This window comes from Ottowia sp. (assembly GCF_016703145.1).
Classification (GTDB): Bacteria; Pseudomonadota; Gammaproteobacteria; order Burkholderiales; family Burkholderiaceae_C; genus Ottowia.
Map to the genome: position 1 here is coordinate 210,730 of NZ_JADJCO010000003.1, position 16,538 is coordinate 227,267.

The window sequence follows — 16,538 nt, forward strand, 5'->3', positions numbered from 1 at the left end:
GGCGCGATGAAGGAGACGGAGGCCACGGTTGCCTCGCGTGAACCGGAATAGATCTCGGCGAGAAGTCCTACCCCAGCGAGAAACCGCGTGTATCCGGTTTTCGGCCTTTGGCGCAACGGCCTCTACAGCCCCAGATTCGGCGCCAGCGCTCGCTCCACCTCGCTCAGCTCGGCGCCGCTGCGCTTGGCCATGTCGATGGCCTGGTCCTGGTCGATGCGGCCGACGTTGAAGTAGGTGCTGTCGGGGTGGCTGAAGTAGAAGCCGCTGACGCTGGCGGCGGGCACCATGGCGAGGCTCTCGGTGACGGACATGCCGATGTCGTGCGCGCCCAGCAGGTCGAACAGCGGCCGCTTGACGCGGTGGTCGGGGCAGGCGGGGTAGCCGGGCGCGGGGCGGATGCCTTGGTACTTCTCGGCGATCAGTTCGTCGTTGCCCAGCGCCTCGTCGGCGGCGTAGCCCCACCAGTCGGTGCGCACGCGCCGGTGCAGCCACTCGGCGCCGGCCTCGGCCAGGCGGTCGGCCAGGGCCTTGAGGGTGATGGCGCTGTAGTCGTCGTGCGCGGCCATGAACCGCGCCACCTTCTCTTCCACGCCCAGGCCGGCGGTGACGGCGAAGGCGCCGATGTAGTCGGGTTTTGAACCATTCAGGCCGTCAGCCAGCGTGGGTATTGCGCCATCAGCTATTGATTCTGCAGCATCCCGCGTGGCGCCGCGCGGCGCGATGAAGTCGGCCAGGCAGCGGCTGGGGCGCACCCGGCCCTCGGCGTCCTCCTGCTTCTCGGCCTGCTGGCGCAGGCCGTGCCAGGTCAGCACGACGTCTTGCCGCGCCTCGTCGGCGTACAGCGCGATGTCGTCATCGCGCACGGCGTGGGCGGGCCAGAAGCCGACCACGGCGTGGGCGGTGAGCCAGCGGCCTTCGACGATCTTCTTGAGCATGGCCTGCGCGTCGGCGAACGCGCGCGTCGCCTCCTCGCCCACCACCTCGTCGGTCAGGATGGCGGGGTACTTGCCGGCCAAGTCCCAGGTCTGGAAGAAGGGCGTCCAGTCGATGAAGGGCACCAGCTCGGCCAGGTCGATGCGCTGGATGACGCGCCGGCCGATGAACTTGGGCACGGGCGGCTGGTAGCCCGCCCAGTCGATGCGGGTCTTGTTGGCGCGCGCCTTGCCGATGGGCCACAGCGGCTGCTGCTTCTTGCTGGCGTGCAGCTGGCGCACCTTCTCATAGTCGGCGCGGGTGTCGGCCAGGAACTGCTCGGCCTGCTCGCCCAGCAGGTTCTGCGCCACGCCCACGCTGCGGGAGGCATCGGGCACGTACACGACCGGCCCCTCGTAGTGCGGCGCGATCTTGACGGCCGTGTGCACGCGGCTGGTGGTGGCGCCGCCGATCAGCAGCGGGATCTTGCGGATGCGGAAGTGCTCGTCCTTCTGCATCTCGCCGGCCACGTACTGCATTTCCTCCAGGCTGGGGGTGATGAGGCCCGACAGGCCGACGATGTCGGCGCCCTCGACCTTGGCCTTGGCCAGGATCTCGTGGCACGGCACCATCACGCCCATGTTGACCACCTCGAAGTTGTTGCACTGCAGGACGACGGTGACGATGTTCTTGCCGATGTCGTGCACGTCGCCCTTGACGGTGGCGATGACGATCTTGCCCTTGCTGCGCACGTCGCGCCCGGCCGCCTCGTCGCGCAGCTTCTCGGCCTCGATGTAGGGCAGCAGGTGGGCCACGGCCTGCTTCATCACGCGCGCCGACTTGACCACCTGCGGCAAAAACATCTTGCCGGCGCCGAACAGGTCGCCCACCACGTTCATGCCGTCCATCAGCGGCCCTTCGATCACGCCCAGCGGGCGGCCGCCGGCGGCGATGATGGCCTGGTAGGCCTCCTCGGTGTCCTCGACCACGAAGTCGGTGATGCCGTGCACCAGCGCGTGGCTCAGGCGCTCGCCCACGCTGCCGCCGCGCCACTCCAGCCGCTTGCTGTCGTCCTTGGCGGCGCCCTTGGCCGCCTCGGCGATCTCCAGCAGGCGCTCGGCGGCGTCGGGGCGGCGGTTGAGCACCACGTCCTCCACGCGCTCGCGCAGCTCGGGCTCCAGATCGTCGTACACGCCGACCATGCCGGCGTTGACGATGCCCATGTCCATGCCGGCCTGGATGGCGTGGTAGAGGAACACGGTGTGGATCGCCTCGCGCACCGGGTCGTTGCCGCGGAAGCTGAAAGACACGTTGCTGACGCCGCCCGACACCTTGGCGCCCGGCAGGTGCTGCTTGATCCAGCGCGTGGCCTCGATGAACTCCACCGCGTAGTTGCCGTGCTCCTCGATGCCCGTGGCCACGGCGAAGATGTTGGGGTCGAAGATGATGTCCTCGGGCGGAAAGCCCACCTCGTCCACCAGGATGCGGTAGGCGCGCTGGCAGATCTCGGTCTTGCGCGCGAAGGTGTCGGCCTGCCCCTGCTCGTCGAAGGCCATCACCACCGCGGCGGCGCCGTAGCGGCGCACCAGCCGCGCCTGGCGCTTGAACTCCTCCACCCCTTCTTTCATCGAGATGGAGTTGACGATGCCCTTGCCCTGCAGGCAGCGCAGGCCGGCCTCGATCACGCTCCACTTGGAGCTGTCCACCATCACCGGCACGCGGGCGATGTCGGGCTCGCTGGCCATCAGGTTGAGGAACTTCACCATGGCGGCCTGGCTGTCCAGCATGGCCTCGTCCATGTTCACGTCCACCACCTGCGCGCCGTTCTCCACCTGCTGGCGCGCCACCGACAGCGCCTCTTCGAACTGGCCGTTCAGGATCATGCGCGCGAACGCCTTGGAGCCGGTGACGTTGGTGCGCTCGCCGATGTTGACGAACAGCGTGCCCTCGCCGAGGGTCACCGGCTCCAGGCCGGCGAGCTTCATGGGGGGAACGGGGGTCGCGGGGCGGTTCATGGTCTCACCTGGGGGCTTGTGCAGGTGAGCGTCGTTTCAGGTCCGTGGGATGGCGGCCAAGCCTGACGAGCCGCCCGAAACCGCTGTGGATGGGGGCCCGCTGCAACGCTCCTTGGCTGCCGAACGGGCGATTTTACGCAGCGCCGCCCGCGCCGCGCCGGGCGGGGGTCAATGCACCAGCCGCACGTCCAGCCCCGCCGCGCGCAGCCGTTCGATCAGCTCGGCCACGTGCTCGTGGCCGCGCGTCTGCAGCACCATCTCGACCTCCACGTTCTGCGCCGCCAGCAGGGTGAAGGCGCGCTGGTGGTGCACCTCGTCCACATTGGCGCCGGCCTCGGCCACCAGGGCGGTGATGCGCGCCAGCGAGCCCGGCACGTCGCGCGCGCTGACCACGATGCGCGCCAGCCGGCCCGAGCGCACCAGCCCCCGGCCGATGATCTGCGCCAGCAACTGCGGGTCGATGTTGCCGCCCGACAGCACCAGGCCCACCTTCTTGCCGGCAAAGCGCCGCGGGTGCCGCAGCAACGCCGCCAGCGCCGCCGCGCCGGCGCCCTCGACCAGGGTCTTCTCGACCTCCAGCAGCAGCACGATGGCCTGCTCGATGTCGCCCTCGTCCACCAACAGCAGGTCGTCCACCCTCTGGCGGACGACCTCGGCGCACAAGGCGCCCGGCGCGCCCACGGCGATGCCCTCGGCGATGGTGCTGGCGCCCTGCGGGTGCCGGGCGCCCTGCACCAGGTTGACCATGGCCGGGAAGCGGCGGGTCTGCACGCCGATGACCTCGATGCCCGGCTGGAGGGCCTTGGCCGCCGTCGCCACGCCGGCGATCAGCCCGCCGCCGCCCACCGGCACCACCAGCACCTCCAGTCCCGGCTGGGCGCGCAGCATCTCCAGCGCCAGCGTGCCCTGGCCGGCCATGATGGCCTCGTCGTCGTAGGGGTGGACGAACAGCAGCCCCTGCGCCTCGGCCAGCGCCAGGGCGTGGGCGCGCGCGGCCTCCAGCGTGTCGCCCTCCAGCACCACCTCGGCGCCGAAGCCGCGCGTGCGCTCCACCTTCACGCCGGGCGTGAAGCGCGGCATCACGATCACCGCGCGCAGCCCCAGCCGCTGCGCGTGGTAGGCCACGCCCTGGGCGTGGTTGCCGGCGCTCATGGCGATCACGCCGCGCGCGCGCTCGGCCGGCGTGAGTTGCGCCAGCTTGTTGCAGGCGCCGCGCTCCTTGAACGAGGCGGTGAACTGCAGGTTCTCGAACTTCAGCACCAGCTCGGCGCCAGTGATCCGCGACAGCGTGCGCGATTCGAGGCAGGGCGTCTCCAGCACCTGCCCGCGAAGGCGCTCGGCGGCTTGCTGGATGGCGGCGAATTCGAGCATGGTGGCCCATTCTGCCGGCACCGGTCGGCGCGCAAGGCGTCTGCGCCGTTAACAGGCATTGCCCGCCGGCTTTCCCGCCGCGCTCCCGCTTCCCATGCACCCGCCCCGACCCTCCCTCCTGCACGGCCCCGACCGCCCCGACCTGCTGCGCGACGAAACCCTGGCCGACCTGTTCGAGGCCACCGCCGCGCGCGTGCCCGGCAGGACGGCGCTGATCTTCGGCGAGCGGCGCCTGTCCTACGCCGAGCTGGACGCCGCCGCCGACCGCGCGGCGCACCGCCTGATCGAGGCCGGCGTGCGCGCCGGCGACCGGGTGGGCCTGTGGCTGGCGCGCGGCATCGACCTGCTCGCGCTGCAGCTCGCCATCGCCAAGGCCGGTGCGGCGTGGCTGCCCTTCGACGCCGACGTGCCCGCCGAGCGCGTCGCCGTCTGCCTGGAGGACGCGGGCGCTCGGTTGCTATTGATTGATGAGCATCCAGCGCAATATCCACATTGGCTGGAAGGTATTTCAACCCCAATCCTGGCTGCCAGCGAACTGCTCGCCCCCGTGCCCGCCGGCACGCCGCTGCGCCGCCGCGAAGGCGCACTGCCCACGCACGCGGCCTACGTCATCTACACCAGCGGCTCCACCGGCAAGCCCAAGGGCATCGCCGTCACGCAGGCCGGCATCTGCCACTTCCTGCGCAGCGAGAACGCGCGCCTGGGCGTGCGCGAGGACGACCGCGTGTACCAGGGCTTCTCGGCCGCCTTCGACATGAGCTTCGAGGAGATCTGGATCAGCTACCTGGTGGGCGCCACGCTGTGGATCGCGCCCAAGGCGCTGGCCGGCGACCCCGAGGCGCTGCCGCGCGCGCTGACCGAGCACGGCGTGACCGTGCTGCACGCCGTGCCCACGCTGCTGGCGCTGTTCGCGCAGGACGTGCCCGGCCTGCGCCTGATCAACCTGGGCGGCGAGATGTGCCCGCAGGCCCTGGTGGACCGCTGGGCGCCGGGCCGTCGGCTTTTCAACACCTACGGCCCGACCGAGGCCACGGTGTCGGCCAGCCTGGCCGAGTTGCGCGCCGGCGAGCCGGTGACCATCGGCGAGGCGCTGCCCAACTACGGCCTGCTGGTCATCGAGGCGATCGACTCCGACCGCCTCCACGCTGGCGAGCCGCCGCCGCTCAGGCTCCTGCCCTTCGGCGCGACGGGCGAGCTGTGCATCACCGGCCCCGGCGTGGCCGCCGGCTACCTGGGCCGGCCCGAGCTGACGGCCGAGAAGTTCCTGCCCAACCCGTGGGCGCGCAACGCGCACGAAGCGCGCCTGTACCGCACCGGCGACCTGGCGCGCGTGGAGACGGCGCCCGACGGCACGCCGCGCATGCAGTGCCTGGGCCGCGTGGACGACCAGGTGAAGATCCGCGGCTTTCGCGTCGAGCTGGGCGAAATCGAGGCCGTGCTGGCCGCGCGGCCCGGCGTGGGCACCACGGCCGTGCTGCTGCGCAAGGACGAGGACATCGACCAGTTGGTGGCCTTCTACGTGCCCACCGCCGACCGGCTTTCCACCGCCGTGCTGCGAAGCGGCCTGGCGGACAAGCTGCCGCCCTACATGGTCCCTGCGCGCTTCGAACCGCTGCCCGCCATGCCGCGCCTGCCCAGCGGCAAGATCGACCGCAAGGCGCTCAAGAGCCTGCCGCTGGCCGCCGCCGCGCCGGCCGAAGGCGGCGACAAGCCCGACACGCCGGCCGAGGAAGCGCTGTTCGCCGCGCTGCACAAGCTGTTCCCCGGCCAGCCCGTCCGGCGCGCGCTGGACTTCTTCAGCGACCTGGGCGGGCATTCGCTGCTCGCCGCGCGCCTGACCTCGGCCCTGCGGCAGGATGCGCGCTTCGCCCAGGCCACCGTGGCCGACGTCTACCAGAACCGCCAGGTCGGCCGCATCGCCGAGGCGCTGCGGGCGGGCATGCGGGCCCCCGGCGCCGGCGCGGCCGCGCGGCCCTTCGTGCTGCACGGCGCATGGCGGCGCTGGCGCTGCGGTGTCGCGCAGGCGCTGGCGATCCCGCCGCTGGTGCTGCTGAAGATGGCGCAGTGGCTGGCGCCCTTCTTCACTTACCACTTCCACACCGGCGACGCGGACGACTCGGTGCCGCGGGCCATCGCCCTGTCGCTGCTCGCCTTCCTGGCCACGACGGTGGCCGAGTTCACCCTCGCCTGGGCCGGCAAGTGGCTCATCGCCGGGCGGCTGAAACCCGGCCGCTACCCGCTGTGGGGCCGCACCTACTACCGCTGGTGGCTGGCCGACCGGCTGACCGAGGCCGTGCCCACCTACATGATCAACGGCTCGCCGCTGTACGCGCTGTGGCTGCGCGCGCTGGGCGCGCGCGTGGACGCCGAGGTCACCCTGGGCTCGGCCACCGTGCGCGTGCCCGATCTGGTGTCGATCGGCCCCGGCACCAGCATCGGCAACGCCGTGAACCTGGAGAACGCCCGCGTCGAAGGCGGCCTGCCGCACCTGGGACGCATCGACATCGGCGCCGAGGCCTGCATCGGCTCCTACGTGGTGCTGGAGGGCGACACCGCCATCGGCGAGCACGGCCACCTCGACGGTCAGTCGGCCCTGGGCGCCGGCCAGCGCATCCCGCCGCGCCAGGCCTGGCACGGCTCGCCGGCGCGCGCGCGCGGCGACTTCGATCCCGCCAGCCTGCCGCCGCGCCCGGCGGCGGGCCGCGCGCGGCGGGCGTGGGAGGCGGCGTTCTTCGTGCTGGGCGCCTTCGGCGTGGCGGTGCTGTTCTTCATGCCGGTGTTTCCCGCCTTCCTGCTGATCGACGCGCTGGACGTGGACGCCATCGCCGTCCGGCCGCTGCAGGACGCGGGCACCCTCACCGACTGGCAGGCGTTCGGGCTGCGGCTGCTCAAGTTCTTCGTGCTGGCGCTGCCGGCCAGCGCCGTGTTCATCCTGTGCACGGCGCTGGTGGCGGCGCTGATCCGCTGGGTCTTCCTGCCGCGCATGCGGGCCGGCGCCTGGCCGGTGCACAGCGGCCGCTACCTGGCCAAGTGGCTGGTCAACCAGATCCAGGAGTCCAGCCTGGCCGTGCTGCACGGCGTGTACGCCACGGTCTACTCCGCCGCCTGGTACCGGCTGCTGGGCGCCAAGGTGGGCCGGGAGACCGAGCTGTCCACCGCCCTCGGCGTGGTGCCCGACATGCTGACCCTGGGCGACGAGTGCTTCATCGCCGACGCCGTGATGCTGGGCGACGAGCACATCGACGGCGGCTGGATGACCGTCCAGCCCACGGTGGTGTCGCGCCGCGGCTTCATCGGCAACGGCGCCTACGTGCCCGACGGCACCACCGTGCCCGAGAACGTGCTCATCGGCGTCATGAGCGCCGTGCCGCGCCAGGCGGCGATGAAAGTTGGCCCCCACGCTTCCCCGCTTCGCGAGGTCCGCTGCCCCCCAGGGGGGCTTCTTTCATCTTGGGACGGCCCGGCGATGAAAGTTGGCCCCCACGCTTCCCCGCTTCGCGAGGTCCGCTGCCCCCCAGGGGGGCTTCTTTCATCTTGGGACGGCCCGGCGATGAAAGAAGGCGACACCTGGCTGGGCTCGCCGCCGCTGCACCTGCCGGCGCGCGAGGTGGTGTCGGGCTTCCCGGAGCACCTGACCTTCGCCCCCTCGCGCTGGCGCAAGCTGGCGCGCGGCGCGGTCGAGGCGCTGCGCATCACCGCGCCGCACGCGCTGGTCATCGCCGCCGGCTACGCCCTGGTGCTGGACGCCATGCCCCTGGCCGAGGCCGGGCGCTGGGGCGCGGTGGCGCTGGACCTGGCCGCCGGCGGCGTGCTGTTCGGCCTGGCCGCCTTCGCCTGCGTGGCGCTGTTCAAGTGGCTGGCCGTGCGCCGCTACGGCCGGCGCGCCGTGCCCATGTGGACGCCCTTCGTGTGGCTGTCCGAGGCCGCCACCAACCTGTACGAGGGCATCGCCGTGCCCTGGTTCCTGCGCTACCTGCGCGGCACGCCCTGGCTGCCGCCGGCGCTGGGCCTGCTGGGCGCGCGCATCGGGCGCGGCGTGTACCTGGACACCACCGACATCACCGAGTTCGACTGCGTGCACATCGGCGCCCACAGCGAGCTGAACGCGCTGTGCTGCCCGCAGACGCACCTGTTCGAGGACCGCGTGATGAAGATCGACCACGTGCGCATCGGCAGCCGCGTCACCCTGGGCGCGCGCTGCACCGTGCTGTACGGCGCGCAGGTCGGCGACGGCGCGCAGCTGGGGCCGCTCACCCTGGTGATGAAGGGCGAGGCCATTCCCGCCGGCACGCGCTGGCACGGCCTGCCGGCGGCGCCCTGGAGAACATGACCCCCCCGTGGCTCCCCTCGCTGCGCGATGTTGCGCCTCCCCCCCAGGGGGCGCACCCGCTGGCCGGGGAGACCCCGGCCAGGAGTGCACTGGTGGGGCTTGCTCCGCGGCCTCTTGAACCTTTGGGAGGCACGCGTGCCGGGCCTTCGTGGCAAGCGCCTTGCGCCGTCCACCCTGCACTGGCCGCCCAGCGCTGCCATTTCGTCGGTGACGCGGCGCCGGGTGCGCCGCAGGTGTGGGCGCTGCGCACCGCCCCTGCCGGCGCCGCGCCAGGCTCCTTGCGACAGGCCGCGCGGGCACAGGCCCGCGCTGCTTTGCGCGCGCTGCTCGCCGCCGCCCTGTGCCTCCGCCCCGCGCAACTGACCATCACCGACCAGCGCGGCCAGTCCCCGCGGGTACGCCGCAGCGACGGCACCCCGGACGCGCGCCTGGCCAGGCTGCAACTGTCCATCAGCCACGAAGCGGGCTGCTCGCTGCTGACCTGGTGCGGCGGCGGCGCCGTGGGCGTGGACGTGCAGGCGGTGAGCGCCGGGCCGGCCGGCGACCCGGACGAATGGCGGCGCGTCGCCGCCCTCTACCTGGGGCCGGATTCATGGCCAAATCAGGCTGAATCCGTTGTGGATAAAGCGCTGGAAGCTACACAATCAATAGCATTCATGACCGCTTGGACCCAACACGAAGCGCGGCTGAAATGCCTGGGCGAGCCGCTGCAGGAATGGTCGCCCGCGCTGCAGTCGCGGCTGGACGGATGCATGGCGCGGCGCGTGGCGCTGCCGGCGCCGTGGGTTGGTGCGGTGGCCTGGCGGCCGGCGCCCGCCTGACGCTATCGCACCGATCCCGGCTGCGCCGCCAGCATCCGGTCCAGCGCCGTGCCCGGCTCGATGCCGCAGGCGCGGCACCAGTCGATGAAGAGCATGACATCGACGTAGGCTTCGCCGCGTTCGATCTTGGAGACGTAGGACTGGCCCACCTCCAGTTGCTGAGCCAGTTGCACCTGCGACAAGCCCACCGCCTTGCGCCAGGCCACCATCGCCGACCGGAGGGCGTGGTAGCGCGGGTGGTGGACGGTGACGGGCACCCGGCGATACTCAATTCCAATCCGCCACAGTCCATTTACGACTTATTACAGTACCCCGATACGATGCGCGCGGCTCATGCCAGACCAGAATCAACCACAACGAGTGAGGAATCCATGAACAAGAAACTTGCAACCATCGGGTTGCTGTGTGCGCTGGTGACCGCGTGCGGCGGCGACGGTGGCGATGCGCCTGCGCCCGCACCAGCGCCAACCCCTGCACCTTCTCCCGCCCCGGGGCCAGCACCGGCTCCGACGCCTGCGCCTGCGCCTGCGCCTGCGCCTGCGCCTGCGCTTGCACCCACACCGGAAGGGCTCTGGGAAGGCCGCGCCTCCACTGGCGTGGACGTCGCACTGACGGTGCTGGAAAACGGCGAAACCTGGGGCGTCTACGCCTCCGGCGGCTACATCGTGGGCGCCCTGTTCGGCGACACCACGGCCCGCGGCAACCAGTTGTCCGGCTCGGGCGTGGACTTCAACCTGCTGTCACGAACCGTGCAGCCTGGCAGCTACACGGGCAGCTTCACTGCCCGCAGCAGCATCAACGTGCAGCTTTCGGCCGGTGCCACCTTCACAGGCAGCTACAACGCTGCCTATGACCAGCCGGCATCGGCGACGAACTTGGCCGGCAGCTTCACAGGCGAGGCCGTCACCGGTCTGACGGCACCGCAGGCCGTTTCAATCACCGTCTCGGCCGCGGGCGTGATCACGATGCCGGCATCGCAAGGCTGCAGCGCGGCCGGCACGGCGCGGCCGCGCGCCACGGGCAAGAACGTCTTCGACGTCTCGGTCACCTTCCAGGGCAACGGTTGCGCGCTGGGCCATGGCACCACGGCCCGAGGCGTCGCGTACTACGACACCGCCCAGCGCCGTCTGCTGGTGCTCGCCTTGAACAACGCCAGGACGGACGGATTCATCTACGTTGCCGTGAAGTAACGGCAGCGCGGCGGCCGCTTCAGGCCGCCTCTTTGTAGAACCCCGCCGGCTGCACGCCGCGCGTCTTCAGCGGCCCGACGGCGCGGGCGATGGCGCCGATGTGGTCGGGCGTGGTGCCGCAGCAGCCGCCGACGATGTTGACCAGCCCCTCGGCGGCGAACTCGTGGATCAGGCGGCTGGTGACCTCGGGCGTCTCGTCGAAGCCGGTGTCGCTCATCGGGTTGGGCAGGCCGGCGTTGGGGTAGCAGCTGATGAAGGTGTCGGGCGCCACCCGGTTCAGCTCCTGGATGTAGGGGCGCATCAGCGCGGCGCCCAGGGCGCAGTTCAGGCCGATGGCCAGCGGCTGCGCATGGCGCACGCTGTACCAGAAGGCGGTGACGGTCTGGCCCGAGAGCACGCGGCCCGAGGCGTCGGTGACGGTGCCGCTGATGAGCAGGGGCAGGCGCTCGCCGCTGCTTTCAAAGAACTCGTCGATGGCGAACAGCGCGGCCTTGGCGTTGAGGGTGTCGAAGATGGTCTCGACCAGCAGCACGTCGGCGCCGCCCTCGACCAGGCCCTCCACTTGCTCCAGATAGGCGGCGCGCAGGGTCTCGAAATCGACGTTGCGCGCGCCGGGGTCGTTGACGTCCGGGCTGATGCTGGCGGTCTTGGGCGTGGGGCCGAGCGCGCCGGCGACGAAGCGCGGCTTGCCGGGCGTGCTGAACTTGTCGCAGGCCGCGCGCGCCAGCCGGGCGGAGGCGACGTTCATCTCGCGCGCCAGGGGGGCCATGTCGTAGTCGGCCTGGGCGACGGTGGTGGCGCCGAAGGTGTTGGTCTCGATGAGGTCGGCGCCGGCCGCCAGGTACTTCTCGTGGATGTCGGCGATGACGTCGGGCCGCGTCAGGCTGAGCAGTTCGTTGTTGCCCTTGACGTCGCGGTGGAAGTCGGCGAAGCGCTCGCCCCGGTACTGCGCCTCGGTCAGCCTGAAGCGCTGGATCATGGTGCCCATGGCGCCGTCGAGGATGACGATGCGTCCGGCCAGCAGGGCCGGCAGCTCGCGGGCGCGGGTGTAGGAGGGGAGGCTCATGGCGCCGATTGTAGAAAGGACGTCCGCTCCGCGCCGGCCGCGCAGGCGAGAAAGACCCGCAGCGCCGGCACATCCGCTTCCTCGTGCCACGCCAGCACGCCCACGGTGGGGTGGCGCAGCCCGGCGATGGGCACGAAGCGCACGCCCTGCACCGCGGCCTGCGCCAGCGACGCGGGCACCAGCGCCACGCCCATGCGCAGCGCCACCAGCGACACCACCGTGAGCCATTGGCGCGCCGCGTGGCGCGTGTGCGGGTGGATGCCGGCGCGGTGGAACAGCGCGATCACGTTGTCGTGGTTGGCCGGCGCCACGTCGCGCGCGAACATCACGAAGCTCTCCTGCGCGAGCGCGGGCAGCGGCACGGCGCGCGCGCGCGCCAGCGGGTGGTCGTCGGGCAGACAGCAGACGAAATGGTCGGCCGCCAGCGGCAACTGCCGCAGGCGCGGCGGCACCGCGCTCACGTTGGCGAAGCCGGCGTGCAACTGGCGGTGCAGCAGCGCCTCAATCTGCTCGCTGGAGGACATTTCGCAAAGATGCACCTCGATGCCCGGCGCGCGTTCGCCGAAGGCGCGCACGATGCGCGGCATGTCGCGGTAGACCATGGAGCCGGTGAAGCCGATGTCCAGCCGCCCCCGCAGCCCCTCGGCCACGGCGCGCGCCGTCTCGCCCGCGCGCGCGACGCGGTCGAGCACCACGCGCACTTCGGCCAGGTAGGCGTGGCCAGCCGGGGTCAGGGCCACGTGCTTGCTGGTGCGCTCGAACAGCTTGACGCCCAGCTCCGCCTCCAGCGCCTTGATGCCCGACGACAGCGGCGGCTGCGTGATGGACAGGCGCTCGGCCGCGCGGCCGAAGTGCAGCTCCTCGGCCAGCACGGCGAAGTAGCGCAGCAGGTGCAGTTTCATGGGGCCATGATGCCCCAGCGCCCCGGTCAATAGGACTTGGGCAGGCCCAGCACCTTCTCGGCGATGAAGCACAGGATGAGCTGCGGGCTCACTGGCGCCAGGCGCGGGATCCACGATTCGCGCAGGTAGCGTTCCACGTGGTATTCCTTGGCGTAGCCCATGCCGCCGTGGGTGAAGATGGCGCGCTCGCAGGCGCGGTAGCCGGCCTCGGCCCCCAGGAACTTGGCCGCGTTGGCCTCGGCCGCGCAGGGCAGGTGCTGGTCGTAGAGCCACGCGGCCTTCTGCACCATGAGGTGCGCGGCCTCCAGGTCCATCCACGCCTCGGCCAGCGGGTGCTGGATGCCCTGGTTCTGGCCGATGGGGCGGGCGAACACCTCGCGCTCGGCCGCATAGCCCGCCGCGCGCGCCAGGGCCGCGCGGCCCAGGCCCACGGCCTCGGCGGCGATCAGGATGCGCTCGGGGTTCATGCCGTGCAGGATGTAGCTGAAGCCCTTGCCTTCCTCGCCCACGCGGTCTTCCACGGGGATGCGCAGGCCGTCGATGAAGAGCTGGTTGGTATCCACGCACTTGCGGCCCAGCTTCTCGATCTCGTGCACCTCGATCCTGCCGCGGTCCATGTCGGTGTAGAACAGCGTCAGGCCCTCGGTGCCCTTGCATTCCTCCACGGGCTTGGTGCGCGTGAGCAGCAGGATCTTGTTGGCCACCTGCGCGGTGGAGATGAAGACCTTCTGGCCGTGCACCACGTAATGGTCCCCATCACGTACCGCGCGGGTTTGCAGCTTGAGGGTGTTGAGGCCCGCGTTGGGCTCGGTCACGCCGAAGCAGGCCTTGTCCCGGCCCTGGATCAGCGGCGGCAGCCAACGCGCCTTCTGCGCGTCGGTGCCGAACACCACCACCGGGTGCAGGCCGAAGATGTTCATGTGCACGGCCGACGCGCCCGACAGGCCGGCGCCGGTGGCCGAGATGGTGTGCATCATCAGCGCGGCCTCGCTGATGCCCAGGCCGGCGCCGCCGTAGGCCTCGGGCATGGCGATGCCGAGCCAGCCCGATTCGGCCAGCGCCTGGTGGAAGTCATGCGGAAAGCCGCCCTCGCGGTCTTTCGTGAGCCAGTAGTCGGCGTCGAACGGCGCGCAGACGCGCTCGATGGCGGCCTTGATCTGCTCCTGCTCGGGGGTGGGGGCGAAGTTCATGGCCGGATCACTTTGTCGGGGGATTCGCCGTAGGGCGGGCTGTAGATCACCAGCAGCTTGACGGGCGTGTCGCTGGTGACGGTGAAGACGTGCATCTGCTCGGCCGGGAAGAAGCACATGTCGCCGGGCACCATGTCGAAGGCCTCGCCCGCCACCTCGGCGCGGGCCGTGCCTTCCAGCAGGTAGCAGGCCTGCTCGATGCCGGGGTGGGCGTGCGGCAGCGCGCCGCCGCCCTTGTGCAGCGTGCCCAGCAGCACCTCCATGTGTTGCGCCCCCACGGTCTCGGGTCCGATCAGGCGCTGGTTGTGCGTGTGGTGGTGGTTGGCGGGCTGGTAGCTGGGCACGTTGGCGGCGCGCACCAGGTAGCGGGAGGGAGTGGTCATGTGGGTTCTCCGGTTGAATCTGGAGCAAGGCAGGCGCCGCTGGCCAGCAGCGCGTCGATCTGTTCGTGGGAATAGCCGGCCTGGGCCAGCAGCGCGCGCGTGTGCTGGCCCAGGCGCGGGGCGTGTGCCGGTTCGCGCGCGGGCGGCGTGGCACTCCAGCGCGTGGGGTGGGCCAGGGCGTGCATCGGCCCCTCGGTGGGGTGCACGGTGTCGCTCACGAAGCCGGTGGCGCGCAACTGCGGGTTGGCCAGCAGCTCGGCGGGCGAGTTCATCGGCATGTGGGGCACGTCGGCCGCATCCAGCAGCGCCTGCCACTCGGCCGTGGTGCGCGTGCGCAGGATGCGCGCCACCTCGGCATACACGGCGTCGATGTGGGCGGCGCGCGCGCCGTGCGTGGCGAAGCGCTCGTCGCGCGCCAGGCCCTCGCTTTCGCCGATGGCGGCGAAGAAGCTGCGCCAGTGCTTGTCGTTGTAGATCAGCACGCACAGCATGCCGTCCGCCGTGGCATAGGGCTTGCGGTGCGTGGTCAGCAGGCGCGCGTAGCCGGGCTCGCCCAGCGGCGGCTCGAAGGTCAGGCCCGCCATGTGGTCGCCCAGCACGAACTGCGCCATGGCCTCGAACATGGGCACCACGATGGCCTGGCCCTGGCCCGTTTTCTCGCGGGCGTAGAGCGCGGCGGTGACGGCGTACACGGCGTGCAGGCCCGTCACGCGGTCCGACAGCGTGGTGGGCGCGTAGGCGGGCTCGGGCGCGCCGTACTGCTGCATCAGCCAGGGGATGCCGGTGGCGCCCTGGATCAGGTCGTCGTAGGCGGGGCGCGCGGCGTCGGGGCCCTCCTGGTCAAAGCCGCAGCAGCTCACGTGGATGAGGCGCGGGTTGCGCGCGCGCACGGCTTCGTAGTCCAGCCCCAGCCGCGCCATGGCCTGCGGGCGCACGTTGCTGATGAGCACGTCGCAGCCCTCGGCGAGTTTGAGCGCCGCCTCGCGCCCGTCGGGGTGCTTGAGGTCGAGCACGATGCTCTGCTTGCCCGCGTTGGCGTGCAAGAAGATGTGGCCCATGCCCGCGTGGCGCATGGGGCCCACGTGGCGCATGTTGTCGCCCTCGGGCGTCTCCACCTTGATGACCTCGGCGCCGAGCTGCGCCAGGATCTGCGTGGCGAACGGCCCGAGGATGACCGTGGTGAGGTCGAGGATGCGCACGCCCGCGAGGGGGCCGGCGGGAGCGGTATTCATGGCTGTCACTCGGGCTGGATGCCGGCCTGCTGGATCAGCGTGCGCCAGTGCGTGAGCTGGCCGGCCACGTATTGCGCGAACTCCTCGGGGGTCTTGCTGGGCCAGACCTGGAAGCCGATCTGCGCCAGCTTGTCCTGCAGGTCCTTGTCGGCCAGCACGGCCTGCAGCTCGGTGTTCAGGCGCTGCACCACGGCGGGCGGCAGGCCGGCGGGGCCGAAGATGCCGTTCCACGACGTCAGGTCGAACCCCTTCACCGTCTGGCCGATGGGCGGCGCGCCCGGCAGCAACGCCGTGGGCTGGGCGGTGGTGATGCCCAGCGTGCGCACCTTGTCGGTCTTGAGCATGCCCATGCCCGAACCCAGGTCGGCCACGTACACCTGCACCTGGCCGCCCACGAGGTCGGTCATGGCCTGCGGGCTCGACTTGTAGGGAATGCCGACGATGTCCACCTTGGCGATGTGCTTGATGCTCTCCATCGCCACCAGCGAGGTGCTGTTGGGCGTGGCGTAGCTCAGCTTGCCGGGATTGGCGCGCGCGTAGTCGAGCAACTCGGCCAGCGTCCTGGCGGGCAGCGAGGGATGCACGGCCAGCGCGAACGGCAGCTCGCCCACGCGCGCCACGGGCGTGAAGTCCTTGATCGGGTCGTACTTCAGGCTCTTGTACAGCGCGGGGTTGGCCGAGTGCGAGGTGTTGGTCGTCATGAACAGCGTGTAGCCGTCGGGCTTGGCCTTGGCGACGAACTGCGCGGCCACCTGGGCGTTGGCGCCCGGCTTGTTGTCCACGATCACCGGCTGCTTGAGCCGCGCGGCCAGCCCCGAGGCCACGGCGCGCGCCACCGAATCGGTGCCGCTGCCCGCCGCGAAGGGCACGACGAGGGTGACGGGGCCACCGGGGTAGGCCGGCTGCGCCAGCGCCGCCGTGGCGCCGGTGGCCAGGGCGCACGCGGCGAGCGCGGCGCGGAGGATGGTCTTCATGGTTCGTCTCCTGTGCTGTGGAATGGCAGGCCCCATGCGCAGGGCCTGGGCGCGATCTTGGGCGGGGCGGCGATTCAAGTCCAATTCAATCGCTGGACCGATCGATAGGATTCGCAAATCGTTGGACGAGGCTAGTACGCCGGCACCCGCTG

The 16,538-nt window shown here is 71.2% G+C and carries 12 protein-coding genes and 1 riboswitch; of the genes, 3 read left to right on the forward strand and 9 right to left on the reverse strand.

Going from position 1 to position 16,538, the window contains the following annotated elements:
* Positions 1–122: 122 nt before the first annotated feature.
* Both metH and IPG65_RS04685 read right to left on the reverse strand, forming a co-directional pair.
* Positions 123–2,897 (reverse strand): methionine synthase, encoded by a 2,775-nt coding sequence (metH, locus tag IPG65_RS04680; protein ID WP_293189945.1) that lies wholly within the window; start codon positions 2,895–2,897, stop codon positions 123–125.
* A gap of 49 nt (positions 2,898–2,946) precedes the next feature.
* Positions 2,947–3,047: riboswitch (S-adenosyl-L-homocysteine riboswitch) on the reverse strand.
* A 48-nt stretch (positions 3,048–3,095) separates the two neighbouring features.
* Positions 3,096–4,298, reverse strand: coding sequence for a threonine ammonia-lyase (locus IPG65_RS04685; RefSeq protein WP_293188103.1), 1,203 nt, complete (start codon positions 4,296–4,298; stop codon positions 3,096–3,098).
* Positions 4,299–4,392: 94 nt separating this feature from the next.
* On the opposite strand from IPG65_RS04685, the gene IPG65_RS04690 reads away from it, so the two are divergent.
* Complete coding sequence (locus IPG65_RS04690) at positions 4,393–8,628, forward strand: Pls/PosA family non-ribosomal peptide synthetase (protein ID WP_293188104.1); 4,236 nt, start codon at positions 4,393–4,395, stop codon at positions 8,626–8,628.
* A gap of 314 nt (positions 8,629–8,942) precedes the next feature.
* Positions 8,943–9,449, forward strand: a complete 507-nt coding sequence (locus IPG65_RS04695; RefSeq protein WP_293188105.1) for a hypothetical protein — start codon at positions 8,943–8,945, stop codon at positions 9,447–9,449.
* Positions 9,450–9,451: 2 nt separating this feature from the next.
* Here the strand turns inward: IPG65_RS04695 and IPG65_RS04700 are convergent, their stop codons facing one another.
* Positions 9,452–9,706, reverse strand: coding sequence for a helix-turn-helix transcriptional regulator (locus tag IPG65_RS04700; protein ID WP_293188106.1), 255 nt, complete (start codon positions 9,704–9,706; stop codon positions 9,452–9,454).
* A 339-nt stretch (positions 9,707–10,045) separates the two neighbouring features.
* Here IPG65_RS04700 and IPG65_RS04705 point away from each other — a divergent pair, with 339 nt between their 5' ends.
* Positions 10,046–10,639 (forward strand): hypothetical protein, encoded by a 594-nt coding sequence (locus tag IPG65_RS04705; RefSeq protein WP_293188107.1) that lies wholly within the window; start codon positions 10,046–10,048, stop codon positions 10,637–10,639.
* A gap of 19 nt (positions 10,640–10,658) precedes the next feature.
* Here IPG65_RS04705 and IPG65_RS04710 read toward each other — a convergent pair whose 3' ends face one another.
* Genes IPG65_RS04710 through IPG65_RS04735 form a run of 6 tightly spaced genes read right to left on the reverse strand, consistent with a single transcriptional unit; the run spans position 10,659 to position 16,386 of the window.
* Positions 10,659–11,705 (reverse strand): homocysteine S-methyltransferase family protein, encoded by a 1,047-nt coding sequence (locus IPG65_RS04710; RefSeq protein ID WP_293188108.1) that lies wholly within the window; start codon positions 11,703–11,705, stop codon positions 10,659–10,661.
* Entirely contained in the window at positions 11,702–12,607 is a 906-nt protein-coding gene (locus tag IPG65_RS04715) for a LysR family transcriptional regulator (RefSeq protein ID WP_293188109.1), read from the reverse strand. Before IPG65_RS04715 ends, IPG65_RS04710 begins: the two co-directional genes overlap by 4 nt.
* 26 nt (positions 12,608–12,633) lie before the next feature.
* Positions 12,634–13,797, reverse strand: coding sequence for an acyl-CoA dehydrogenase family protein (locus IPG65_RS04720; protein WP_293188110.1), 1,164 nt, complete (start codon positions 13,795–13,797; stop codon positions 12,634–12,636).
* Positions 13,794–14,180, reverse strand: coding sequence for a cupin domain-containing protein (locus IPG65_RS04725; protein WP_293188111.1), 387 nt, complete (start codon positions 14,178–14,180; stop codon positions 13,794–13,796). Before IPG65_RS04725 ends, IPG65_RS04720 begins: the two co-directional genes overlap by 4 nt.
* Positions 14,177–15,412, reverse strand: a complete 1,236-nt coding sequence (locus IPG65_RS04730) for a CoA transferase (RefSeq protein ID WP_293188112.1) — start codon at positions 15,410–15,412, stop codon at positions 14,177–14,179. Before IPG65_RS04730 ends, IPG65_RS04725 begins: the two co-directional genes overlap by 4 nt.
* Before the next feature lie 5 nt (positions 15,413–15,417).
* The gene (locus tag IPG65_RS04735; protein ID WP_293188113.1) at positions 15,418–16,386 is read right to left on the reverse strand and encodes a tripartite tricarboxylate transporter substrate binding protein; all 969 of its coding nucleotides are present in this window, start codon (positions 16,384–16,386) and stop codon (positions 15,418–15,420) included.
* Positions 16,387–16,538: the final 152 nt, after the last annotated feature.

Coding starts and splice junctions, on each gene's coding strand:
- IPG65_RS04720 (WP_293188110.1), bottom strand. CDS start 13,797: ATGAACTTCGCCCCCACCCCCGAGCAGGAGCAGATCAAGGCCGCCATC.
- IPG65_RS04725 (WP_293188111.1), bottom strand. CDS start 14,180: ATGACCACTCCCTCCCGCTACCTGGTGCGCGCCGCCAACGTGCCCAGC.
- IPG65_RS04685 (WP_293188103.1), bottom strand. CDS start 4,298: ATGCTCGAATTCGCCGCCATCCAGCAAGCCGCCGAGCGCCTTCGCGGG.
- IPG65_RS04730 (WP_293188112.1), bottom strand. CDS start 15,412: ATGAATACCGCTCCCGCCGGCCCCCTCGCGGGCGTGCGCATCCTCGAC.
- IPG65_RS04690 (WP_293188104.1), top strand. CDS start 4,393: ATGCACCCGCCCCGACCCTCCCTCCTGCACGGCCCCGACCGCCCCGAC.
- IPG65_RS04735 (WP_293188113.1), bottom strand. CDS start 16,386: ATGAAGACCATCCTCCGCGCCGCGCTCGCCGCGTGCGCCCTGGCCACC.
- IPG65_RS04710 (WP_293188108.1), bottom strand. CDS start 11,705: ATGAGCCTCCCCTCCTACACCCGCGCCCGCGAGCTGCCGGCCCTGCTG.
- metH (WP_293189945.1), bottom strand. CDS start 2,897: ATGAAGCTCGCCGGCCTGGAGCCGGTGACCCTCGGCGAGGGCACGCTG.
- IPG65_RS04715 (WP_293188109.1), bottom strand. CDS start 12,607: ATGAAACTGCACCTGCTGCGCTACTTCGCCGTGCTGGCCGAGGAGCTG.